The 23,650-nt window shown below is 38.6% G+C and carries 21 protein-coding genes; all 21 read left to right on the top strand.

The features are described 5' to 3' along the window. The first annotated feature begins 11 nt into the window (after positions 1-11). The 21 genes from infB (at position 12) to A2U94_RS00900 (ending at position 23,610) form a co-directional block, all read left to right on the top strand. Positions 12-2,054 carry a translation initiation factor IF-2 gene (gene infB, locus A2U94_RS01000; protein WP_025908943.1) on the top strand — a complete coding sequence of 681 codons (2,043 nt, stop codon included), beginning with the start codon at positions 12-14 and terminating at the stop codon, positions 2,052-2,054. Continuing rightward, positions 2,051-2,329 (top strand): DUF503 domain-containing protein, encoded by a 279-nt coding sequence (locus tag A2U94_RS00995; protein ID WP_025908942.1) that lies wholly within the window; start codon positions 2,051-2,053, stop codon positions 2,327-2,329. Before infB ends, A2U94_RS00995 begins: the two co-directional genes overlap by 4 nt. 115 nt (positions 2,330-2,444) lie before the next feature. After that, the gene (rbfA, locus tag A2U94_RS00990) at positions 2,445-2,810 is read left to right on the top strand and encodes a 30S ribosome-binding factor RbfA (protein ID WP_025908941.1); all 366 of its coding nucleotides are present in this window, start codon (positions 2,445-2,447) and stop codon (positions 2,808-2,810) included. A gap of 101 nt (positions 2,811-2,911) precedes the next feature. Beyond that, positions 2,912-3,826, top strand: a complete 915-nt coding sequence (gene truB / locus A2U94_RS00985; protein ID WP_025908940.1) for a tRNA pseudouridine(55) synthase TruB — start codon at positions 2,912-2,914, stop codon at positions 3,824-3,826. 28 nt (positions 3,827-3,854) lie between these two features. Next, positions 3,855-4,811, top strand: coding sequence for a bifunctional riboflavin kinase/FAD synthetase (gene ribF, locus A2U94_RS00980; protein ID WP_025908939.1), 957 nt, complete (start codon positions 3,855-3,857; stop codon positions 4,809-4,811). Between the two features lie 146 nt (positions 4,812-4,957). Further along, positions 4,958-5,227 carry a 30S ribosomal protein S15 gene (rpsO, locus tag A2U94_RS00975; protein ID WP_025908938.1) on the top strand — a complete coding sequence of 90 codons (270 nt, stop codon included), beginning with the start codon at positions 4,958-4,960 and terminating at the stop codon, positions 5,225-5,227. 171 nt (positions 5,228-5,398) lie between these two features. Then, complete coding sequence (gene pnp, locus A2U94_RS00970; protein WP_025908937.1) at positions 5,399-7,525, top strand: polyribonucleotide nucleotidyltransferase; 2,127 nt, start codon at positions 5,399-5,401, stop codon at positions 7,523-7,525. A gap of 120 nt (positions 7,526-7,645) precedes the next feature. Beyond that, positions 7,646-8,617: a polysaccharide deacetylase family protein gene (locus A2U94_RS00965; RefSeq protein WP_025908936.1), complete on the top strand. Its 972-nt coding sequence runs from the start codon at positions 7,646-7,648 to the stop codon at positions 8,615-8,617. A gap of 71 nt (positions 8,618-8,688) precedes the next feature. Next, the gene (locus A2U94_RS00960) at positions 8,689-9,933 is read left to right on the top strand and encodes a M16 family metallopeptidase (protein WP_025908935.1); all 1,245 of its coding nucleotides are present in this window, start codon (positions 8,689-8,691) and stop codon (positions 9,931-9,933) included. A 390-nt stretch (positions 9,934-10,323) separates the two neighbouring features. Next, the gene (locus A2U94_RS00955) at positions 10,324-10,557 is read left to right on the top strand and encodes a YlmC/YmxH family sporulation protein (protein WP_035320336.1); all 234 of its coding nucleotides are present in this window, start codon (positions 10,324-10,326) and stop codon (positions 10,555-10,557) included. A gap of 230 nt (positions 10,558-10,787) precedes the next feature. Further along, positions 10,788-11,687 (top strand): dipicolinic acid synthetase subunit A, encoded by a 900-nt coding sequence (gene dpaA / locus A2U94_RS00950; protein ID WP_025910561.1) that lies wholly within the window; start codon positions 10,788-10,790, stop codon positions 11,685-11,687. Next, the gene (locus A2U94_RS00945) at positions 11,687-12,280 is read left to right on the top strand and encodes a dipicolinate synthase subunit B (RefSeq protein ID WP_025910560.1); all 594 of its coding nucleotides are present in this window, start codon (positions 11,687-11,689) and stop codon (positions 12,278-12,280) included. Before dpaA ends, A2U94_RS00945 begins: the two co-directional genes overlap by 1 nt. Positions 12,281-12,465: 185 nt before the next feature. Continuing rightward, entirely contained in the window at positions 12,466-13,509 is a 1,044-nt protein-coding gene (asd, locus tag A2U94_RS00940) for an aspartate-semialdehyde dehydrogenase (protein ID WP_061784560.1), read from the top strand. A gap of 40 nt (positions 13,510-13,549) precedes the next feature. Continuing rightward, positions 13,550-14,776 carry an aspartate kinase gene (gene dapG / locus A2U94_RS00935; protein WP_061784559.1) on the top strand — a complete coding sequence of 409 codons (1,227 nt, stop codon included), beginning with the start codon at positions 13,550-13,552 and terminating at the stop codon, positions 14,774-14,776. A gap of 80 nt (positions 14,777-14,856) precedes the next feature. Beyond that, entirely contained in the window at positions 14,857-15,729 is an 873-nt protein-coding gene (gene dapA, locus A2U94_RS00930) for a 4-hydroxy-tetrahydrodipicolinate synthase (RefSeq protein WP_025910557.1), read from the top strand. A 152-nt stretch (positions 15,730-15,881) separates the two neighbouring features. Beyond that, entirely contained in the window at positions 15,882-17,543 is a 1,662-nt protein-coding gene (locus A2U94_RS00925) for a ribonuclease J (protein ID WP_025908580.1), read from the top strand. A 324-nt stretch (positions 17,544-17,867) separates the two neighbouring features. Next, positions 17,868-18,611: a ClpP family protease gene (locus A2U94_RS00920; RefSeq protein WP_174521202.1), complete on the top strand. Its 744-nt coding sequence runs from the start codon at positions 17,868-17,870 to the stop codon at positions 18,609-18,611. Then, complete coding sequence (locus tag A2U94_RS00915; RefSeq protein WP_025908582.1) at positions 18,608-18,817, top strand: YlzJ-like family protein; 210 nt, start codon at positions 18,608-18,610, stop codon at positions 18,815-18,817. Before A2U94_RS00920 ends, A2U94_RS00915 begins: the two co-directional genes overlap by 4 nt. A gap of 137 nt (positions 18,818-18,954) precedes the next feature. Next, a complete protein-coding gene (locus tag A2U94_RS00910) occupies positions 18,955-21,309 on the top strand; it encodes an FtsK/SpoIIIE family DNA translocase (protein WP_025908583.1) in 2,355 nt (784 codons plus the stop codon). Positions 21,310-21,676: 367 nt separating this feature from the next. Then, on the top strand, positions 21,677-22,402 hold the full coding sequence (locus A2U94_RS00905; protein ID WP_025908584.1) for a GntR family transcriptional regulator: 726 nt from the start codon (positions 21,677-21,679) through the stop codon (positions 22,400-22,402). 128 nt (positions 22,403-22,530) lie between these two features. Continuing rightward, a complete protein-coding gene (locus tag A2U94_RS00900; protein WP_025908585.1) occupies positions 22,531-23,610 on the top strand; it encodes a BMP family lipoprotein in 1,080 nt (359 codons plus the stop codon). Positions 23,611-23,650 lie beyond the last annotated feature (40 nt).

Here is a 23,650-nt window from a genome sequence, read left to right as displayed (position 1 = left end):
GGGTGAAAATATTGAGTAAAGTTCGCGTACATGAATATGCAAAACAATACAATATTTCAAGCAAAGACGTTATAGAAAAATTAAAAGAAATGAATGTTGAAGTGTCTAACCACATGACAACGTTAGAGGATGAGCATGTGAAAAAACTAGATGCAGCACTAAATAATAATTCAAAACCAAATAATAATGATAAAAAAGGCAACAAAAAGCCAGCAAAACCTGCTGCCAACAAAGGTGGAAAAGGTAATAGAAAGCCTCAGGGAGGAAAAGGAAGACCGGCTCCGGCACAACCAAAAGAACTTCCTGAAAAAATCACATACTCTGAAAGTTTAACAGTTTCTGAATTGGCAAAAGAGTTAGGCAAAGAGCCTTCAGAGATTATTAAAAAGCTGTTCATGGTTGGGGTTATGGCAACAATCAACCAAGAGCTTGAAAAAGAAGCAATTGAATTAATTGCTGGTGAGTATGGCGTAGAAGTGGAAGAAGAAGTTGTGTTAGACGCAACTGATTTTGAAGCAATGGAAATCATTGACGATGAGAAAGACCTTCAAATTCGTCCACCAGTTGTTACAATTATGGGTCACGTAGACCATGGTAAAACAACGCTATTAGATTCAATCCGTAACACGAAGGTAACGGCTGGAGAAGCTGGTGGAATCACGCAGCATATCGGTGCTTACCAAGTTGTGGTAGAAGAGAAGAAGATTACGTTCTTAGATACACCAGGACATGCCGCGTTCACAACAATGCGTGCGCGTGGAGCAAAAGTAACAGATATTACAATTCTTGTTGTTGCAGCTGATGATGGTGTAATGCCACAAACAATTGAAGCAATTAACCACGCGAAAGCTGCTGAAGTACCAATTATCGTAGCTGTTAATAAAATGGATAAAGAAGCAGCAAACCCAGACCGCGTTATGCAAGAACTAATGGAACACGGATTGGTAGCGGAAGAATGGGGTGGCGATACAATCTTCTGTAAGCTATCTGCTCTATCAGGAGAAGGTATTGACCAGCTTCTTGAAATGATCCTATTGGTAAGTGAAGTAGAAGAATTAAAAGCAAACCCAAATCGTCGTGCTGTTGGAACGGTTGTCGAAGCACAGCTTGATAAGGGCCGCGGTTCAGTAGCTACTTTACTTGTTCAAAATGGAACACTAAAAGTTGGAGATCCAATCGTTGTCGGAAACACGTTCGGTCGTGTTCGTGCAATGGTAAACGACATCGGTCGTCGCGTGAAAGAGGTTGGTCCTTCAACTCCAGTTGAGATCACAGGTCTAAACGATGTACCGTTAGCTGGTGACCGCTTCATGGTGTTTGAAGATGAGAAAACAGCTCGTCAAATCGGTGAGCTACGTGCTCAAAAGCAGCTTGAACAACAGCGTGGTGAAAAAACGCGCGTAAGCTTGGATGATTTATTTGAGCAAATCAAGCAAGGTGAAATGAAAGACTTAAACATAATCGTAAAAGCTGACGTACAAGGTTCTGTTGAAGCTTTAGCAGCATCTTTACAAAAGATTGATGTTGAAGGCGTAAACGTACGCATCATTCACACTGGTGTAGGTGCAATTACAGAATCTGATATCATCTTAGCAACAGCTTCTAATGCAATCGTAATTGGATTTAACGTACGTCCAGATGCAGGTGCAAAACGCACGGCAGAAGCTGAAAAAGTAGATATTCGTCTACATCGTATTATCTACAAAGTGATTGAAGAGATTGAATCAGCGATGAAAGGAATGCTTGATCCTGAGTTTGAAGAAAAAGTTATTGGTCAAGTTGAAGTTCGTCAAACGTTCAAAGTATCTAAAATTGGTACAATTGCCGGCGGTTACGTCACAGAAGGTAAAATTACGCGCCACAGCAGCATCCGTTTAATTCGTGATGGTATCGTTATCTTTGAAGGTGAAGTTGATGCCCTAAAACGATACAAAGATGATGCAAAAGAAGTAGCTCAAGGCTACGAGTGTGGTATTACAATTAAAAACTTCAATGACATTAAAGAAGGCGATGTTATTGAAGCATATGTAATGGAGCAAATCGATCCTAAGTGATTGGATTAGTGGAATGTGAATGTTTAATTTATAACGCGGCCTCACTAAAGGATAAGCGAGCGGTTTTACAGCGGATTTTAATGCGCCTAAAACAAAAGTATAATGTATCGGTATCCGAAACAGATTTTCAAGATGTGTGGCAGCGTACAAAAATTAGCATAGTTGCAGTTTCATCTAGTCGCGTCGCAACGGAACAAGAATTACAAAAAGCAATTGCTCTAATGGATTCTTTTCCAGAAATCGAACGCACTATTACAACCTTTGATTGGTTATAATACCGATTATAAGCAGAAAATTTTTCTGTTGATGAAGTGTTGGAACCAATTGGATTTTTCAAGCTGATTTAATAGCAGTCAGCCTGTTGAAGTGGTATAAAAGGGGTGACACAGTATGAAAATTAGAGCAACTAGAGTCGGTGAACAAATGAAAAAAGAGCTAGGTGAGATTTTAAATCGAAAGATTAAAGATCCACGCATCGGCTTTGTAACGGTTACGGACGTTCAGGTTTCAGGCGATTTGCAGCAAGCAAAAGTATATATCTCTGTATTAGGAGATGCTGAGCAGCGTGAGAATACGTTAAAAGGTCTTGCAAAAGCAAAAGGCTTTATTCGCTCAGAGATTGGTCAGCGCATTCGCTTACGTAAAACACCTGAAATTACATTTGAATTTGATGAGTCAATTGATTATGGTAATCGGATTGAGTCGTTACTTCATGAAATTAAAAAAGAAAGCAACGATGAGCAAGACCATAATTAATGGATGATTAGGGTGCTCAAATGAGCATGATAAAGGGTGTCTCAACAAGTACATGTGCTTTTTGAGGCACCTTTTTTATGGAGGAAAAGGAGTTGAGTAAGTTGGATGGTGTTTTAGTTTTAAATAAGCCAGCGGGGATGACGTCTCATGACTGTGTCTTTAAAGTTAGAAAGCTACTAAAAACAAAAAAAGTAGGTCATACGGGCACGCTTGACCCAGATGTAACAGGTGTACTCCCCATCTGTATCGGTCGCGCAACCAAAATTGTAGAGTATTTAACAGGTGCAACAAAAACGTATGAAGGGGAAGTCACTATTGGTTTTTCTACCACGACGGAAGACTCATCTGGTGATGTGGTGGAAAGAAAAGAGATAAATGCGACGTTTACGCGTGCTCAAATTGAAGAGGTTCTTAAATCCTTAACGGGGACGATTGAACAAGTTCCTCCCATGTATTCAGCCGTAAAAATTAATGGTAAAAAGTTATATGAATACGCAAGGCAAGGGATTGAGATTGAAAGACCTGTGCGTACTATTCAAATTTATCAGTTTGAACTTCTTGATGACCGAGATGTATTTACGGGCGAAAACATTTCATTTCGCTTCCGTGTGACCTGTAGTAAAGGAACGTATGTTAGAACACTTGCTGTTATGATCGGTGAGAAACTTGGTTACCCGTCTCATATGTCTTATTTAAAAAGAACAGGATCGGGTCAGTTTTCTTTAGAGGATTGCTTAACGTTTGAACAGATTGAACTAGCAGTAAAAGAAGGAACAATTCAATCACTTTTACATCCTATTGAGCGTGCGCTCTTTCATTTGCCGAAATTCAAAATAAATGATACATTAGCAGAGAAAGTGAGAAACGGTGCGGTATTACCATGTCCAGAAGATGAATCTTTACTCGAGGGGCAATTTCTAATGGTGGATTCAGCTGGAAAATGCATGGCGATTTATGCGCAGCATCCCACAAAAAAACATTTAATTAAACCGGTAAAAGTCTTAGCAATCGACTGAATTGGTTAAGGAAAAGGTGAAGTGCGTTTTGGAAACGATAGAGATTCGACATCCACATCATTTAGGACGAGAGGTTGTACAGCGTTCTGTTTTAGCTCTTGGATTTTTTGATGGTGTACATTTGGGGCACCAGCAAGTGATTAAAACAGCAAAGCAAATCGCTGATGAGAAAAATGTAGCGAGCGCAGTGATGACTTTCACACCTCATCCATCCGTCATTCTTGGGAAAAACGTTCAGCACGTTGATATGATTACACCTTTAGAAGAAAAAAAACGACTTATTAAAAAACTGGGAATTGACTTTTTATATATAGTGCATTTCGATCGGGCGTTTGCATCTTTATTACCACAAGAGTTTGTTGATCAGTATATTATCGGCTTAAACGTAGAGCATGTTGTGGCAGGATTCGATTATTCATATGGTAAGCTAGGAAAAGGGACGATGGAAACGTTACCTTTTCACTCTCGTTCACAGTTTACGCAGACGGTCGTAGATAAGCTAACAACAAATGAAGAGAAAGTAAGCTCAACGTTAGTTAGACAATTCTTAGCTGATGGTGAAATGGAGAAAGTGAAATTGCTGCTTGGACGTAATTATGAAGTAGAAGGAACGGTCGTTCATGGTGAAAAAAGAGGCAGGCAAATTGGGTTTCCAACGGCAAATGTTTCCTTAGCCGCTGATTATCTCTTGCCAAGAACAGGCGTATACGCAGTGGAGTTAGAGCTAAATAATCAATGGTATCAAGGAGTATGCAATATAGGATATAAACCAACATTTCATGAAGACTTAAAAAAGCCCACAATTGAAGTGCACCTTCTATCATTTAATAAGCAAATTTACGGTGAGCATGTAAGAGTTCGTTGGCATAAGCTCATTCGTAGTGAGCGCAAATTTTCTGGAATTGAAGCGCTAATTGAACAAATTTCATTAGATAAAGAAGAAGCAAACCAGTACTTTTTAGGTGTTTCAAAAAACGTACAATAAACTAAAAGAAAAAGCAGAGATTTTCTTGCTTTTTTGAAAAGAAAGTAGTAATATAACACTTGTATGCAAAACAACCATTGCTTGGCATGACGATTCACCAACGTCTTGCTCGGTAACTGGGGTTTATAAACAAGGAGGTGAATAGGATGGCTATCACACAAGAGCGTAAAAATGAAATCATTAATGAGTACAAAACTCATGCAAACGATACTGGATCTCCAGAGGTTCAAATCGCTGTCCTAACAGAGCAAATTAACAATCTAAACGATCATTTACGTACTCACAAGAAGGACCACCACTCTCGTCGTGGACTTCTAAAAATGGTAGGTAGACGTCGTAACTTACTTAACTATCTTCGTAACAAAGACGTTACTCGTTATCGTGATCTAATCAACAAGCTTGGTTTACGTCGATAATAAGAAGAAAGCGGGAGCATTCCCGCTTTTTTAGTATGTACATTTAGATGTTTTGAAAAGATGCTACATAATGTGAAAAAAGCTATTGTTTTTTAGTATTTCGTTTATAATAAAACTATCACATTTATTTACATACATATATTTTATATGTAGAGAGGGGTACTCGTCGATATGGAACAAGAAAAACGAGTGTTCTCCATGGAACTAGCCGGTAGAAGGCTAGAGGTTGAAGTTGGTCAATTAGCAAAGCAAGCTAACGGAGCAGCACTGATTCGTTATGGAGACACAGTAGTATTAAGCACGTCAACAGCTTCAAAACAAGCGAAAGACGTAGATTTTTTTCCTTTAACAGTTAACTATGAAGAGCGTTTATACGCAGTTGGTAAAATTCCAGGTGGATTTATTAAGCGTGAAGGTCGTCCAAGTGAGAAAGCTATTTTAGCTAGCCGCTTAATTGACCGTCCAATTCGTCCGCTATTCGCAGATGGATTCCGTAACGAAGTACAGGTCGTAAGTGTTGTAATGAGTGTAGATCAAAATTACTCGTCTGAAGTTGCCGCTATGTTTGGTTCTTCTTTATCACTTTCTATCTCTGATATTCCATTCGAAGGCCCAATTGCTGGGGTTATCGTAGGGCGTGTAGACGGTAAATTTGTTGTAAATCCAGGTGTAGAAGACCAAGAAAAAAGCGATATTCATTTAACGGTTGCTGGAACAAAAGACGCTATTAACATGGTTGAAGCTGGTGCAGATGAAGTACCAGAAGAAGTGATGTTAGAAGCAATTATGTTTGGACATGACCAAATTAAGAAGTTAATTGAATTCCAAGAAGAAATTGTTGCAGCTGTTGGTAAAGAGAAAATGGAAGTGCAACTTTATACAGTAGATGCAGACTTAGAAAGACAAGTGCGTGAAATTGCAGAAGCAGACATGAACCGAGCTGTTCAAGTTCAAGAAAAGCATGCTCGTGAAGAAGCAATTAGCGAAGTAAAAGCAGCGGTAATTGCGCAGTTTGAAGAGCAACAAGTTGAAGCTGATGTATTAGGTCAAGTCAGTGAGATCTTATCTAAGCTTGTTAAAAGCGAAGTGCGTCGTCTAATTACAGAAGAAAAAGTGCGTCCAGATGGTCGAAGCATTGACGAAATTCGACCATTATCATCTGAAGTTGGCTTATTGCCGCGTACACACGGCTCTGGGTTATTCACGCGTGGACAAACGCAGGCACTTAGCATTTGTACACTAGGAGCGCTTGGAGATGTGCAAATTCTAGATGGCTTAAGCGTAGAAGAATCTAAACGCTTTATGCATCACTATAATTTCCCTTCTTTCAGCGTAGGTGAGACAAGACCAATGCGTGGACCTGGACGTCGTGAAATCGGTCATGGAGCACTTGGTGAACGTGCATTAGAGCCTGTTATTCCAACAGAAAAAGATTTCCCATACACAATCCGCCTTGTATCTGAAGTGTTAGAATCAAACGGTTCAACGTCTCAAGCAAGTATTTGTGCAAGTACGCTTGCAATGATGGATGCTGGGGTTCCAATTAAAGCTCCTGTAGCGGGTATTGCAATGGGTCTTATTAAATCGGGTGAGCATTACTCAATTTTAACTGATATCCAGGGAATGGAAGATCACTTAGGTGATATGGACTTTAAAGTAGCGGGAACAGCAAAAGGTGTTACTGCGTTACAAATGGATATTAAAATTGATGGCCTATCTCGTGAAATCTTAGAAGAGGCTCTTCAACAAGCACAAAAAGGACGCATGCAGATCTTAGATCACATGATTTCTACAATTAATACACCTCGTGAAGAGCTGTCTCAGTACGCTCCGAAAATCTTGACGATGGCAATCAATCCAGACAAGATTCGTGATGTTATTGGACCAAGTGGTAAACAAATTAATAAGATCATTGAAGAAACTGGTGTTAAGATTGATATTGAACAAGATGGTACAATCTTTATCTCATCAATTGACCAAGAGATGAACCTAAAAGCGAAGAAAATCATTGAAGATCTTGTTCGTGAAGTTGAAGCTGGACAAATGTATCTAGGTAAAGTTAAACGCATCGAGAAGTTTGGTGCATTTGTTGAAATTTTCAGCGGTAAAGATGGCCTTGTTCATATTTCTGAGCTTGCTGAAGAACGTATTGGTAAAGTGGAAGACGTTGTTGCTATCGGTGATGAAATTCTTGTAAAAGTAATGGAAATCGACAAGCAAGGTCGCGTTAACTTATCAAGGAAAGCAGTTCTGAAAGAGCAAAAAGAAAAAGAAGAGCAGGCAAAAGAAACAAAATAATTGCCTTGTTATTCCCCCACGCAGTCTAACTGATGTGGGGGTTTTATTACATTGGCTTGAAGACGCTGTTCTACCTTGTCCTTTTTCTACATACTTTGTATGGAGAAGGGGGAAGGATAAGTGAAACGTTCAATCATTCAATTTACTGCATTTTTATTTTTACTTGCAATTACATATAAATCAATTTATAATCCGTTTGCTACTGATTATGTAGAAGCATTTCAGACAACGGTTGAGCAAGCTGGTGTCGAAAGAAACGACCTATATCAGAAGATTGCCGAGAAAGCAAAGATATATAACGTTAAGCCTTCTAATGCAGCCATTGACCCAGTCTGGAAGAAAACGCCGGGTTACAATGGAATCGCTGTAGATGTAAAGGCTTCCTATGAGAACATGAAAAAAAGCGGTAAGTTTAATGAAGACAAGCTGGTTTATAAACAAATAAAGCCAAAGGTGCATTTAGATGATCTTCCATCTGAAGCTATCTATCGAGGACACCCTGAAAAGCCTATGGTATCGTTTACGATAAATGTGGCCTGGGGAAATGAATATTTACCAGATATGCTTCAAACTTTAAAGAAGCACGATGCAAAAGCAACGTTTTTTTTAGAAGGAAGATGGGTTAAAAATAACCCTGAGTTGGCAAAGATGATTGTAGATGAGGGACATGAAGTTGGAAATCATTCCTACTCGCATCCTAACATGGCTACATTATCATCAGGACAAATTGTTGATCAATTAAAGAAAACGAATGAAGTAATTACGGCTACTACTGGTAAGAAAGTAAAGTGGTTTGCGCCCCCAAGCGGTAGCTTTCGAAAAGAAGTAGTAACGTTAGCTTCAGAGCAAAAAATGAGTACAATTATGTGGACAGTAGATACAATTGATTGGCAAAAGCCAACAAAAGATGTGCTGATTAATCGCGTGATGAAAAAAATTCATCCAGGTGCAATCGTGCTGATGCATCCTACTGAGGCTACAGCGAATTCATTGGATCAGCTGTTAACGGATATTGAGAAAAAAGGGTTAGATGTTACGACGGTAACGATGCTGCTTGATGAAGAAAGAATGGTCAGTTATCGTAAAGATTAACGGATATCAAGCGTATTTTTCTTATAAACGTATCTCATTAAAATGAAGCAAATGACAAAGGAGGAGTTAGCTTGATTACTCGACATACATGCAAAAATGGTGTGCGAATTGTGCTTGAAAATATCCCAACGGTTCGTTCGGTAGCGATTGGAGTTTGGATTGGGACTGGTTCTCGAAGTGAACATCCAGAAATTAATGGTGTCTCACATTTTTTAGAGCACATGTTTTTTAAAGGTACTAAGACACGCTCTGCTCGTGACATTGCAGAGAGCTTTGATCAAATTGGAGGACAAGTTAATGCCTTTACATCAAAGGAATATACTTGTTACTATGCAAAAGTGTTAGATGAACATTCCAATCAAGCGCTTGATGTGCTAGCAGATATGTTCTTTAACTCTGCTTTTGATGAAGAAGAGTTAGCTAGAGAGAAAAATGTAGTATACGAAGAAATTAAGATGTATGAAGATACCCCAGACGACATCGTACATGACTTATTAGGTAAAGCTGTGTATGGTGACCATCCGTTAGGATATCCAATTTTGGGAACGGAAGAGACGTTAAAAACGTTTAACGGTGATTCGCTTCGTAGCTATATGGAAAAAATGTACATTCCTGAAAATGTTGTGATTTCAGTAGCGGGTAACGTAGATGATTCTTTTATTAAAGAAGTTGAAAAGTATTTTGGTACATACACTTCATCATATGATGCCCATCAGTATGTACAGCCAGCTTTTCATACAAATCACATCGCTCGCAAAAAAGATACAGAACAAGCGCATTTATGCTTAGGTTTCGAAGGGCTTCCAATTGGTGGAAAAGATGTGTATAGCCTAATCGTTTTAAATAACGTATTGGGAGGAAGTATGAGCAGTCGCTTGTTCCAAGAGGTACGAGAGCAACGTGGATTAGCTTATTCGGTCTTCTCTTATCATTCTTCCTACCGTGATAGTGGCCTTGTGACTATTTATGGTGGAACAGGTAGCAATCAGCTTGATGTGCTGTATGATACAATTCAAGATACGCTTACAGAGCTTACAGACACAGGGATTACGGCGAAAGAGCTTGCTAACAGTAAAGAGCAGTTAAAAGGAAACTTAATGCTGAGTCTAGAAAGCACAAATAGTCGTATGAGTCGTAACGGAAAAAATGAACTAATGTTGGGTCATCATCGCTCATTAGATGAAATTTTAGATCTAGTTAACAATGTGACAATTGACAGCGTTAATTCATTGGCACGTTCTATTTTTAAAGATGATTTTGCACTATCTTTAATTAGCCCTAGCGGTGAAATGCCAAAAGGATTGAATAAAAAATAAGAGTACGAAAGCGGCTGGAACATAAGTATTTCAGTCAATGATCTATCCGAACTATTGAGAGTTAACGACTCTTTTATAGTTCGGATTTTTTGTTGATTAGGAAACTAATTTTAAAGAATTAGTGGAATGGAGCGTAAGGCATGTGACTCCTAGGGGGACTAGAGGAAGAGATGAGACTCCGCAGCGAGGAGGCTCAGATTCCTCCCTGCGGAAAGCGAGTGTCCGTAGCGGAATGGAACGAAACGAACCTGTTATTATAACCTAACTACCTTAGAAAAGACATAACTCGTCTTTGAGAAAGAAACATTTCGTTTTGTCCCACACTTTTTTATTTTCTTGTCATGTTTTTACTATGTTCATTGATAAACTAGTTATAAGGGGGAGAGGTTTATGAGGTTAAGTGAACTAAGCGGTAAGGAAATTGTGGATTTAAAGCGAGCTGAACGCCTTGGCGTACTGGGGCAAACGGACTTAGAATTTAATGAGCAGGGCCAAATAAAAGCGCTATTAATTCCTTCTATGAAATGGTTTGGTTTCCGAAAGCAGGGTAGTGATGTAAGAGTACCATGGTCTCATATTGAAAAGATAGGAACCGATATGGTTATAGTTAATTTAGAACAATAAGAAAATACATCGATTGAATAGTAGAAAAGCATGGCTGTTAGTAGCCATGCTTTTTTTGGACTCGAATATTTGTCATACAATGCGGAGAAAGATTCACCGATTCTCAGTTGTTTACATACTATGTTGAAGAAAATGCAATAGGTATCTAATGGTAATGAATGATTCTATGATATCTATAATTTTAAAGAACTAGACGTCTCTATTTAATATTAAAGAAGGTGAACAGACACATGTTAACGGATTTGCACATAGCTGTCATTGGTGGTGATGCAAGACAGCTTGAGGTCATACGAAAGCTCATCCAATTAGATGCAAAAACATCGCTTATAGGGTTTGATCAGCTTGATCACGGCTTTACTGGTGCGACTAAATATCAAATTGATGAACTAAATTTTTCCGATGTCGATGCCATTATTTTGCCTGTACCAGGTACAAATCATGAAGGGCAAGTCGATACCATCTTTTCAAATGAAAAAGTAATTTTAACAGAAGAGATCTTAGCTAGTACTCCTGCGCATTGTACCATTTATTCAGGAATTAGTAATGATTATTTAAATAGCCTTGTTCAAAAGACAAATCGAACACTCATTCAGCTGTTTGAGCGTGACGATGTTGCTATCTACAACTCAGTTCCAACAGTTGAGGGGACAATTATGCTGGTCATTCAACATACAGATTTTACAATACATGGAGCGAATATATCCGTTCTTGGATTAGGAAGAGTAGGAATGAGTGTGGCGCGCTCGTTTGCAGCATTAGGAGCAAATGTAAAGGTTGGTGCGCGTAAATCAGAGCATTTAGCACGCATTAGCGAAATGGGGTTAACACCGTTTCATTTAAACGATTTAGCTCAAGAAATAACGGATAGTGATATTTGTATTAATACGATTCCATATCCGGTTTTGACATCTAGTGTCTTAGCCAATATTCCAACGCATGCTCTTGTAGTGGACCTTGCATCAAAGCCTGGAGGTACTGATTTTCGCTACGCTGAAAAAAGAGGAATTAAAGCGATTCTAGCACCGGGACTTCCTGGAATCGTGGCACCAAAAACAGCAGGACAAATCGTTGCCAATGTCATTGTGACGTTACTGAAAGAAGCTGCTGATCAAAGGGAGGAGAAACAATAATGTCACTTAAAGGAAAACGAATTGGTTTTGGTTTAACGGGCTCTCACTGTACGTACGATGCAGTAATGCCAGAAATTGAAAAGCTTGTCAATTTAGGAGCAGAAGTAATGCCTGTGGTATCTTATACTGTTCAATCAACAAATACACGTTTTGGAGATGGCGAAGATTGGATTCGAAAAATTGAAGAAGTTACCGGGAACTCTGTTATCAATACCATTGTAAAAGCAGAGCCATTAGGACCCAAAATTCCACTTGACTGCATGGTGGTTGCTCCAATTACTGGAAATACAATGAGTAAATTTGCGAATGCTATGACCGAATCCCCAGTTCTAATGGCTGCAAAAGCAACGCTACGTAATAATAAGCCTGTTGTCTTAGGTATTTCAACCAATGACGCATTGGGTCTAAATGGTGTAAACTTAATGCGACTAATGGCTACTAAAAACATTTACTTTATTCCATTTGGTCAAGATGATCCTATTTCAAAGCCAAACTCAATGGTAGCTCGTATGCCGATGCTTTCTGATACGGTGTATGCGGCATTGGAAGGGAAACAAATTCAACCTGTTGTCGTGGAGCGTTTTCGCGATTAAGAAACAAAGTAGCGCGCCGCATCATAAAGTAATTTTAAGAATATATTTCTGTCAAAGGTGAAAAAAGAAGAGAAGATTTTAAAATCTTCTCTTCTTTAGCGCAATAAAATAAGGTATTATGTTAAAATAGTCAGTATATGCAGAAAAATGTTGAGTAGTTGAAAATTGTTGGAGGCGGTATTAAAATGACAAGAGAATTACATGTAGCAGTAGTAGGAGCAACAGGTGCAGTAGGACAACAAATGATAAAAACTCTACAAGAGCGTAATCTTCCAATTGGCAAATTAACATTATTATCTTCAGCTCGTTCAGCGGGTAAGAAAGTCACTTATAATGGAGAAGAAATAATCATTCAAGAAGCAAAGCCAGAGAGCTTTGAAGGAGTAGATATTGCTTTATTTAGCGCAGGAGGAAGCATTTCCAAGGCGTTAGCACCGGAAGCAGTGAAACGTGGAGCGATTGTAGTTGATAATACAAGCGCATTTCGTATGGATGAAAACGTACCTTTAGTTGTGCCAGAAGTAAACGAAGAAGCACTAAAAGCACATAATGGAATCATTGCAAATCCAAACTGTTCAACGATTCAAATGGTAGCAGCACTGCAGCCACTGCGTGAAAAATACGGTTTATCTAAAGTGATTGTATCGACGTATCAAGCTGTTTCAGGTGCTGGTGCCGCAGCAATTAATGAATTAAAGGAACAAGCACAAGCAATCCTGGACGAAAAAGAATTCACGCCAGAAATTTTACCAGTTGGTGGGGATAAAAAGCATTACCAAATTGCTTTTAACGCTATTCCTCAGATTGATAAGTTCCAAGATAACGGCTTTACATTCGAAGAAATGAAAATGATTAACGAAACGAAAAAAATTATGAGCATGCCTGAACTACCAGTAGCTGCTACTTGTGTTCGCTTACCGGTTGTTACAGGACATTCAGAGTCAGTTTATATTGAAATTGAAAACAATGATGCAACGGTAGCTGATGTGAAAAAATTACTAGCTGATGCACCTGGTATCGTTTTACAAGATGACCCAGAGAATCAAGTATATCCAATGCCTGCAGACTGCGTAGGCAAGCGTGAAGTATTCGTTGGTCGTATCCGTAAAGATTTAGATCACGAAAATGGCTTCCATATGTGGATTGTATCTGATAACTTATTAAAAGGTGCAGCTTGGAATTCTGTACAAATTGCAGAGTCACTTATTAAGCTTGGCTTAGTAAAATAAGCGCAACTAGCGTGTTTCAGAGTATTAATGAGGTGTAAGTATGAAAATCATCATCCAAAAATTTGGAGGAACTTCCGTTCGTAATGAACAAGGAAGAGAACGTGCTATTCATCATCTGAAAAATGCACAAAAAGAAGGTTACAAAGTAGTGGTAGTTGTATCTGCAATGGGACGTAAAGGCGAACCATATGCAACGGATACGCTGTTATCACTTGTGAATGGTAATAAGGCTTCTGTGAATAAACGAGAGTTAGATATGTTAATGGCTTGTGGAGAATTAATTTCTTCCGTTGTATTCACTAACTTATTAAACGAAAATGGCATAAAGGCTACAGCTCTAAATGGTGCTCAGGCTGGTTTTATCACGAATAGTGATTTTACTAATGCCAAGATTATTGAAATGAAATGTGACCGTATAATAGAAGAATTAGAAGAGTATGATGTCGTGGTAGTAACAGGCTTTCAAGGAGCAAACGAAAGCGGTGATACAACAACGTTAGGTCGAGGAGGTAGCGACACGTCTGCTTCTGCTTTAGGAGCTGCATTACAAGCTGAATACATTGACATTTTTACAGATGTCGAAGGGGTAATGACAGCAGATCCACGCATTGTTGAAGATGCAAGACCGCTATCGGTTGTGACATATAATGAAATTTGTAACATGGCATATCAAGGTGCGAAGGTTATTCATCCAAGAGCTGTTGAAATTGCTATGCAGGCCAAAGTACCAATGCGCGTACGTTCAACCTATGCTGACTCTGAAGGTACACTAGTGACTTCCCATAGTGCGGCTCAACAGCGTGGAAGCGATGTCCAAGAGCGTCTTGTAACAGGCATTGCTCACGTATCCAATGTGACACAAATTAAGGTATTCAGTAAGGACGGTTATTACGACACGCAGGCTGAAGTATTTAAAGCTATGGCTCAGGAAAAGATTAGCGTGGACTTTATTAATATTTCACCAAAAGGTGTTGTGTACACTATTACTGAAGAATCAACAGATAAAGCGATTGCGGTTTTACAAGAGCTTGGTTACGAGCCTTCTGTTATCCGCAATTGTGCTAAGGTATCTATCGTAGGTGCAGGGATTGCCGGTGTGCCTGGCGTAACGGCTAAAATTGTAACGGCGCTTGCAAGCGAAGGAATTCAAATTTTACAATCAGCTGATAGTCACACAACAATTTGGGTACTTGTAAAAGAAGAGGATTTGAAGAAAGCAGTTAATGCACTTCACCGTGCTTTTGATTTATCAAAAGTAACTCAATAAAGTAAACAGACTCCATCAATTAAATATTGTTGATGGAGTTGTTTACCAATGGAGATAATTGAACGTCAAGGAGTGAAGACATGATTGATTTTGGTAAAGTAGCAACGGCTATGGTAACCCCTTTTGATCATAAGGGAAACATTGATTTTGAAAAAACAACACAGTTAATTAACTATTTGATTGAGAATGGATCAGATTCTTTAATCATTGCTGGAACAACGGGTGAATCACCAACGTTATCCACAGAAGAAAAGCTAGCTCTATTTAGACACTCAGTTAAAGTAGCGGCAGGTCGTGTTCCAGTAGTAGCTGGAACTGGTAGTAACAACACGTATGCATCGATTGAGCTAACAAAAAAAGCTGAAGAAATTGGCGTAGATGCTGTAATGATCGTTGCGCCGTATTACAATAAACCAAATCAAGAAGGTTTATATCAGCATTTTAAAGCAATTGCAGAGAGCACAAAGCTTCCTGTGATGCTTTATAACATTCCAGGTCGCTCTGTTATTAACATGGAGCTTACTACCATTGTACGCTTGTCAGAGCTTTCAAACGTAGTAGCAATTAAAGATGCAAGCGGAGATCTTGACGCTATGACAGCTATTATTAACAATACAGCTGATGACTTTGCGCTTTATAGTGGCGATGACGGTTTAACGTTGCCGGTATTATCAATTGGTGGTAATGGTATTATTTCTGTGGCGTCTCACGTATTAGGTAACGAGATGCAAGCGATGGTATCAGCATTTGAGACGGGTAAAGTAAAAGAAGCAGCTCAACTACATGGTAAATTATTGCCTGTTATGAAGGCTCTTTTCTCTGCTCCAAGCCCAACACCTGTAAAAACAGCTCTGCAGTTTAAAGGCTTAGACGTAGGATCTGTACGTTTACCACTTGTTCCTTTAACTGAACCTGAGCGTGAATCATTACGAAAAATGCTTAACACGCTATAATAAAAAGCCTCCTCATTCATAAAAGAATGCAGGGGGCTTTTTTATTCATTAGAAAAGCATGGATGAAATTTCTTGTATTCCAATTCTGTCATCAGTTATAATGAAGACAAATGAGATTATGGACGGGTCTATGATTTTGGGAGGAAACGGAATTGGATAAAAAGACAGAAAATATTAAAATTTCAGCTTTGGGTGGTATAGGAGAAATCGGTAAAAATATGTACATCGTTGAGGTGAACGACGATATCTATGTACTAGATGCAGGAGCAAAGGTTCCAGGCGGGGATATGCTTGGAATTGATATGGTGATTCCTGATATTTCGTATTTAATTGAAAATAAGGAACGTGTAAAAGCTATTTTCTTAACGCATGGTCACGAAGAACAAATTGGTGCTATTCCATTTATTTCAAAAAAAATTGAAGTGCCCGTATATGGAACGGAATTTACCCTTGCGTTAGTAAAAGAAAGAATGAAAGAGGTTGGACTAAATAGTTTCTCATTGTTAAACGTTATCAGTTCATCGACACGTCTTTCGTTTGAGAACGTAAGCGTTTCATTTTTCCGAACAAACCACAGTATTCCTGACTCAGTAGGCATTTGTTTGCATACTTCACATGGCGCAATCGTACATACAGGAGACTTTATTTTCGATCAAAATCGTTTGTCAAAAAAACCTGATATTGGAAAAATGGCGATGATTGGTGAGCAAGGAGTATTGTGCTTGCTATCTGATAGTATCAATGCTGAAAAGCCTGGATATACAACATCTGAAGCTGTAATTGGTCAAGAGGTTGCTTCGCTGTTCCATCATACAAAAGGACGAATTATTGTAGCGACATATAGCTCAAACATTCAGCGGATTCAGCAGGTAATTCAGGCAGTGTATGAAACCAATCGCAAGCTAGTTGTAGTTGGAAAAAGTATGATGAAAACAATTGAAATCGCAGTGGAACTTGGACACTTATCAATACCCGAAGATTTAATTGTCCCTGTGCAAAAGCTTCGCGATATTTCTGAGCACGAAACGGTTGTGCTAACGACAGGGCATCAAGGAGAGCCAATGGCAGCATTACATCGCATGGCCAAACAATCTCATAAATTTATTCAAGTGAAAAAAGACGACACGGTGCTAATTGCTGCAACACCAATTCCGGGCCATGAAGTAATCTTTGCAAAAGTAATCGACATTATTAGTCGCTTAGGAGCAAACGTCGTTCATAGCCAAAAGCAAGTTCACGCTTCTGGGCATGGCAGTCAAGAAGAACTAAAATTCATGTTGAATTTAATGAATCCTAAATACTTAATCCCTGTAAACGGCGAATATCGTATGCAAAAATCACATGAAAAAATTGCAAAGGAAATAGGCTTAGGTGATGATGAAATTTTTGTACTTGATAAAGGTGAGGTAATTGAGTATAAAGACGGTCGCATGCAGCCATCAGGACGTATCTATGCAGGAAATACGTTAATAGATGGACTAGGTGTGGGTGACATTGGTAATATTGTCTTACGTGATCGTCGCTTGCTATCACAAGATGGAATTTTAACAGTGGTGGTTACAATCAATAAAAAGCAGCGTACTGTTGTGGCAGGACCGGAAATTATTTCTCGAGGGTTTGTATATGTAAGAGAATCGGAAGCTCTACTTACAGAGGCAGGAAAAGTGGTTGAAGAGATTTTAGCAAAGTGCATGGAAGAAAAAGTGATTGAATGGTCATCTTTAAAATTAAAAATGCGCGAAGCGTTAAATCAGTTTTTATATGAAAAAACAAGACGTAAACCGATGATTTTACCAATTATCATGGAAATATAAGAGTTAAGAGGCTGGAAGGTAAAAGCTAATGACATATCCGAGCTATTGAGAGTTAACTCTCAATAGCTCGGATTTTTTTGTGAGTAGGAAAACAAGTTTAAAAAAGAGTGGAAAGTGAGTGGCTGCAGCGCAATGGAGTAAACTTGTACTTTCAACCTAACTCGTTTAGAACAGTCAGAGTTCGCCTTTGAAAAAGAAGCATTTGGACTCTTTTTATTAAGAAACAGTATGAATTGTAAAAGCGATGGATTTAATAAAAAAGAAAAGCTCATACTAACAATATTATTGTTGGAAAGGAGCAAAATGATGTTTGAACCCAATGAAATGAATTCTTCAGAAACAGCACCACAGCAACCTGAAAAAGGTGAAGAGAATACTAAAGGTGGTATTTTGGATAAAATTCAGCAGCTAGGACAAACAAACGTTGCACAGATGCCACAGGATTCAAAGATTCACTGTTTAACAATTGTAGGGCAAGTAGAAGGGCATATGCAGCTACCGCCTCAAAATAAAACGACAAAATACGAGCATGTTATTCCACAAATTGTAGCGATTGAGCAAAACCCTAACATTGAGGGTTTATTAATTATTTTAAATACGGTAGGTGGAGACGTAGAAGCTGGTTTAGCAATTGCTGAAATGATTGCTTCTCTTTCAAAACCGTCAGTATCAATTGTGCTTGGAGGAGGACATTCAATTGGAGTCCCAATTGCAGTATCCACTCATTATTCCTTTATTGCTGGCACTGCTACAATGACAATACACCCAATCCGTTTGACGGGCTTAGTTATTGGCGTACCTCAAACATTTGAATACTTAGATAAAATGCAGGAACGGGTAGTCAATTTCGTTACGCATCATTCAAATATTACCGAAGAAAAATTTAAAGAGCTTATGTTTTCAAAAGGTAATCTAACACGAGACATTGGAACAAATGTTGTGGGAGCCGATGCAGTTGAATACGGATTAATTGATGAAGTTGGCGGGGTAGGTCAAGCTATTAAAAAGCTTAATGAGCTTATTGAACAGAAGGGTCAACATCAACAGGAGAACCAGTTATTGCAATGATTTTGTATACAATGATGCCCCAAGAGCTAATTTATCCCGATACAACACAAGCCGAGCTTCCAAAACAGAAAATGATGCAGTATAATGGCATTTCCATGCTTGTAGAAGAAAACGAATACAATCAACAGCAAATTGTCCGTATTTTAAGCACAGACCCTCAGCATTATTTAGACAAAAAATATTATCCTGGTCAAATTCTGTCGTAAGGATTTGAGTATAATTTTACTAAAACTATATGGTATAATAATAAATGAGTATGTTGCAGCCGAGTAATGGCTGCTTTTTTGTTCAGTTTATATGAATAAGAAAATCAACATAGGAAGACGTTGATTGGAGTGAGAACATGGCAAAGAAAAAGCGAAGAGGAAAATTTAAGAAAGAAGAATGGAAACGCATTGTCCGATTTGAACTCATAGGCTTATTATTATTAGCTATTACATTAATTGCGATGGCAGGGCTTGGTGCGGTTGGTCAGGCGCTTGTGCTGCTTGTTCGCCTTTTTATTGGTGAGTGGTACATGCTTATGCTAATCGGTTTGCTTGTGCTGTCAGGCTATATTATTTGGAAAAGGGCACTGCCACCGTTTATAACAAGACAACTAGTTGGTACATATTTAATTATTTTAGCAATTTTATTATTTAGTCACGTCACGCTATTTGAAAATCTTTCTAAGAATGGTACTTTTACTGATCCTTCAGTCATTTTAAATACATGGGATTTATACATGCTGGAAGCAACTGGGGAAGTAAATCGCAGTGATTTAGGTGGAGGAATGGTTGGAGCCGTTATGTTTGCGATGTTCTATTATTTATTTGACAGTTTAGGAACTGAGCTCATTGCTTCCCTCTTAATTGTGATTGGCGTGTTATTAATTACAGGACGTTCTTTACACGAAACGCTTCGAAAGGTATTAACGCCAATTGTACGCTTTTTAGTCACGGAATTAAAAGAGGGTTGGGAAGATATTACAAATTGGGCTTCTAAAAAGAAGCAAACATCTAAAGGAAAGAAAAAGCGTAAACCAGCTGTGGAAGAAGAGGAGGAGAGTGATGAACAGGAAGTAGAAGCACCTGTCATTGCAAAGCAGCCTCCAATTATTGAGCACTTTGATTATGAAGAAGAAGCTGATTCACTTCCAGCGTCTGTTCAGGCTCAGCCAGAACCTCAGCCACAGCCAACAGTTAAGCCTGTTCAACCAGTGGAAAAGAAAGAAAGCCCAGCTCAACAAGAAGAAAAGGCGCCTGTTATTTCATTTGTGGAAGCTGAAAACATGGAATATGAACTTCCACCTATCCGATTGTTAACAATGCCGAAGAAAAGTAATCAAGCAAAAGAGAAGAAGAATATTTATAAAAATGCTGAAAAACTAGAAAAAACGTTTCAAAGCTTTGGTGTAAAAGCCACGGTTGCCAAGGTTCACTTAGGACCTGCTGTTACCAAATATGAAGTATATCCGGATGTTGGGGTGAAAGTAAGTAAAATCGTAAATTTAAGCGATGACTTAGCTTTAGCTCTTGCTGCGAAAGATATTCGAATTGAAGCGCCTATTCCAGGTAAATCAGCAGTGGGTATTGAAGTCCCTAATGAAGAGGTAGCAATGGTTTCGCTTCGTGAAGTCTTGGAATCCAAAGACAAAATGGATCCTGATAAAAAGCTGCTAGTGGGGCTGGGAAGAGATATATCTGGCGACGCTGTCTTAGCGGAATTAAATAAAATGCCTCATATGCTTGTTGCCGGAGCGACAGGAAGCGGTAAAAGTGTTTGTATTAACGGAATTATCATTAGTATTTTAATGAGAACGAAGCCCCATGAAGTCAAGCTCATGATGATTGACCCTAAAATGGTGGAACTTAATATGTATAATGGTATTCCACATCTACTGGCACCCGTTGTTACTGATCCAAAGAAAGCATCTCAAGCTTTAAAGAAAGTTGTAAGCGAAATGGAGCGCCGCTATGAGCTCTTTTCACACAGTGGTACAAGAAACATTGAAGGCTATAATGATCTTGTGAAGCGCCACAATGATGACTCGGATGCTAAGCAACCGACACTACCTTACATTGTTGTTATTGTCGATGAGTTAGCTGACTTAATGATGGTTGCTTCATCAGACGTTGAAGATTCGATTACTCGTTTAGCACAGATGGCGCGTGCAGCAGGAATTCATTTAATTATTGCAACACAAAGGCCGTCTGTTGACGTTATTACAGGGGTTATTAAAGCGAATATTCCGTCTCGAATTGCGTTTAGCGTATCCTCTCAAACCGATTCTCGTACCATTTTAGATATGGGAGGAGCCGAGAAGCTGTTAGGCCGTGGAGATATGCTGTTTATGCCGGTCGGAGCTTCTAAGCCAGTACGTGTACAGGGAGCATTTCTATCTGATGAAGAAGTTGAAGAAGTGGTTGATTTCGTTATTGCTCAGCAAAAAGCGCAATACCAGGAAGAAATGATTCCAACAGACGCGCCAGAACAAGTGGAAGAAGTAGCGGATGAATTGTATGATGAGGCAGTTCAGCTTGTAGCAGAAATGCAAACAGCATCTGTTTCAATGCTACAAAGGCGCTTTAGAATTGGGTATAATCGCGCAGCTCGCCTGATTGATGCAATGGAAGAACGTGGAGTTGTCGGACCTTATGAAGGCAGTAAACCTCGAGCAGTACTTGTTTCACAACAAAACGAAGATGTTGGAACATAATTAAATGGTTAGAGAAGACGTAGAGCATATGCCCTACGTCTTTTTTTGTCATAAATGCTGTTATTTTTTTATAAAAAGGTATTAGAAAAAAATGTGTTATCATATTTTGTTAGGTAAAATACGAATGTTATTTTTAAAAATTAATTATTTGTTTGTCTTTAATAAATAAATATTGAAATATGAGGTTGTTAGACATGCTTACATGCAACAAATAGAAAAAATCAATATTTTTTAAAAAATATTAAAATTTTTTACATAAAATTAATATAACCTATTTATTTATGTCGAAAAAAATGATATATTATTTTCGATTAAAGAGTCAAACATCAGAGGTCTGATGACTAGTTTAGGGTATGGAGGAAGTGTGATGTCTATTCGAGCGGATAATCGACATTTGTATTTACAAGTGATTGATAACATTAAACAAAACATTGAACGAGGAGTTTTTAAAGAAAAAGAGAGACTTCCATCAGAGTTTGATTTGTCAAAACAGTTAGGCGTAAGCAGAGCGACGCTGCGTGAAGCACTTCGCATATTAGAAGAAGAAAACGTCATTGTCAGAAGACATGGAGTAGGTACGTTTGTTAATGCTAAGCCAACGTTTCTTTCAGGTATTGAGCAATTAAATAGTATAACACATATGATTGAACAAGCTGGAATGAAGCCGGGTACCATTTTCTTATCGTCAAATGTGCAAGTGGCTTCAGAAAATGACATAGAGCGTTTTGGCTGTCAAATCGATGAAAAAATGCTTTTTGTTGAGCGTGTGAGAACTGCAAATAATGAGCCGGTTGTATACTGCATGGACAAAGTTCCACAAGCAATACTACCTGAAGATTTTGAATATAAGCAAGAGTCTTTATTAGAAATTCTTGAAAAACAGGCTGGCAAACATATTTCATATGCAGTAGCTCATATTGAGCCGATCGGGTACCATGAAAAAGTTTCTCCCATTTTACAATGCAGTCCAGAGACAGCACTTCTTGTACTTCGACAAATGCATTATGACCAATATGATGAACCGATTTTATATTCCATTAACTATTTCAAAGCAGATAAATTTAGTTTCCAAGTATTAAGAAAAAGAGTTTAATAGGTTTTAAGTTTTCGCAATTTTAGTAATGATTGTGCGCTGATTCTTTTAAGGAGGTGTTCAATACCAAGCGCGACGAACGTGAAGTAGAACTACGATTCTTTTACACTATTTGGGGGGTTAATAAAATGACAAAACGTAAATATGGAATGGCTTTATCACTTATGTTAGCAGCAGGTACATTATTAAGTGCCTGTGGATCTAGTGACTCAGAAAGCGGAAGCGGTGAAAAAGCGGCTTCTGATTTTAAAGTAGGGATGGTTACAGATACTGGTGGAGTTGATGACAAATCATTTAACCAATCAGCATGGGAAGGTCTTACAAAATTCGGGAAAGAAAATAAATTAGAAGAAGGTACAGGTTATAAATATCTGCAATCGGCTGAAGCTGCTGAATACCAAAGTAACTTATCAACGTTTGCTGAAGCAGGCTATAACCTTACGTACGGTATCGGTTTCTTACTGAAAGAGGACATTAAAAAAGTAGCTGGTCAATATCCAGAATCACATTTTGCACTAGTTGATGACACATTAAAGTCAGAAAACTTAGATAACGTTGCAAGCATTCTATTTAACGAAGAGCAAGGCTCATTCTTAGTAGGTGTAGTTGCAGCTAAACAAACAGCAACCAATAAAATCGGCTTTGTTGGTGGAGTAGAATCTCCGTTAATTAAAAAGTTTGAAAATGGCTTTAAAGCAGGTGTTAAAGCTGTAAACCCAGACGCTGAGATAGTTGTTCAGTACGCGGAAGACTTCAACGCTCCAGAAAAAGGTTCAGCGATTGCATCAACAATGTATAGTCAAGGTGCTGACATTGTATATCACGCAGCAGGTGGTACTGGTAACGGAGTATTCACTGAAGCGAAAAACCGTGCGAAAAAAGGTGAAAAGGTTTGGGTAATTGGCGTAGACCGTGACCAACACCAAGAAGGTATGCCAGAAAACGTAACGCTAACATCGATGGTAAAACGTGTGGATATTGCGGTTGAAGAAGTAGCAAAACAAGCAAAAGACGGAAAATTCCCTGGTGGAGAAGAAGTAGTGTTTGGACTTCAAGAAGATGCGGTTGGTATTGCTCCAACTATGGATAATGTAACAGACGAGTCAAAAACCGCGGTTGAAGAGTACAAGCAAAAAATCTTAGATGGCGAAATTAAAGTACCAGCAACAGATGATGCATATAAAGAATTTGAGAAAACTCTTAAATAATTCTTCATATCACAACAGGATAGATATGAAAAAGGCTAGT

Origin of the sequence: Bacillus sp. VT 712, assembly GCF_001614195.1 — a bacterium.
Lineage (GTDB): Bacteria > Bacillota > Bacilli > Bacillales > Bacillaceae_H > Priestia > Priestia flexa.
The sequence above is the reverse complement of the archived record's forward strand: the minus strand, read 5'-3'. Positions and strand labels throughout refer to the sequence as shown.

Bases quoted from the DNA above. Each gene is read 5' to 3' on its own strand.
- rpsO (WP_025908938.1), top strand. From the start codon at position 4,958: ATGGCTATCACACAAGAGCGTAAAAATGAAATCATTAATGAGTACAAA.
- A2U94_RS00905 (WP_025908584.1), top strand. From the start codon at position 21,677: ATGTCTATTCGAGCGGATAATCGACATTTGTATTTACAAGTGATTGAT.
- A2U94_RS00900 (WP_025908585.1), top strand. From the start codon at position 22,531: ATGACAAAACGTAAATATGGAATGGCTTTATCACTTATGTTAGCAGCA.
- rbfA (WP_025908941.1), top strand. From the start codon at position 2,445: ATGAAAATTAGAGCAACTAGAGTCGGTGAACAAATGAAAAAAGAGCTA.
- dpaA (WP_025910561.1), top strand. From the start codon at position 10,788: ATGTTAACGGATTTGCACATAGCTGTCATTGGTGGTGATGCAAGACAG.
- A2U94_RS00945 (WP_025910560.1), top strand. From the start codon at position 11,687: ATGTCACTTAAAGGAAAACGAATTGGTTTTGGTTTAACGGGCTCTCAC.
- asd (WP_061784560.1), top strand. From the start codon at position 12,466: ATGACAAGAGAATTACATGTAGCAGTAGTAGGAGCAACAGGTGCAGTA.
- pnp (WP_025908937.1), top strand. From the start codon at position 5,399: ATGGAACAAGAAAAACGAGTGTTCTCCATGGAACTAGCCGGTAGAAGG.
- dapG (WP_061784559.1), top strand. From the start codon at position 13,550: ATGAAAATCATCATCCAAAAATTTGGAGGAACTTCCGTTCGTAATGAA.
- A2U94_RS00955 (WP_035320336.1), top strand. From the start codon at position 10,324: ATGAGGTTAAGTGAACTAAGCGGTAAGGAAATTGTGGATTTAAAGCGA.
- dapA (WP_025910557.1), top strand. From the start codon at position 14,857: ATGATTGATTTTGGTAAAGTAGCAACGGCTATGGTAACCCCTTTTGAT.
- A2U94_RS00920 (WP_174521202.1), top strand. From the start codon at position 17,868: ATGAATTCTTCAGAAACAGCACCACAGCAACCTGAAAAAGGTGAAGAG.
- A2U94_RS00915 (WP_025908582.1), top strand. From the start codon at position 18,608: ATGATTTTGTATACAATGATGCCCCAAGAGCTAATTTATCCCGATACA.
- A2U94_RS00910 (WP_025908583.1), top strand. From the start codon at position 18,955: ATGGCAAAGAAAAAGCGAAGAGGAAAATTTAAGAAAGAAGAATGGAAA.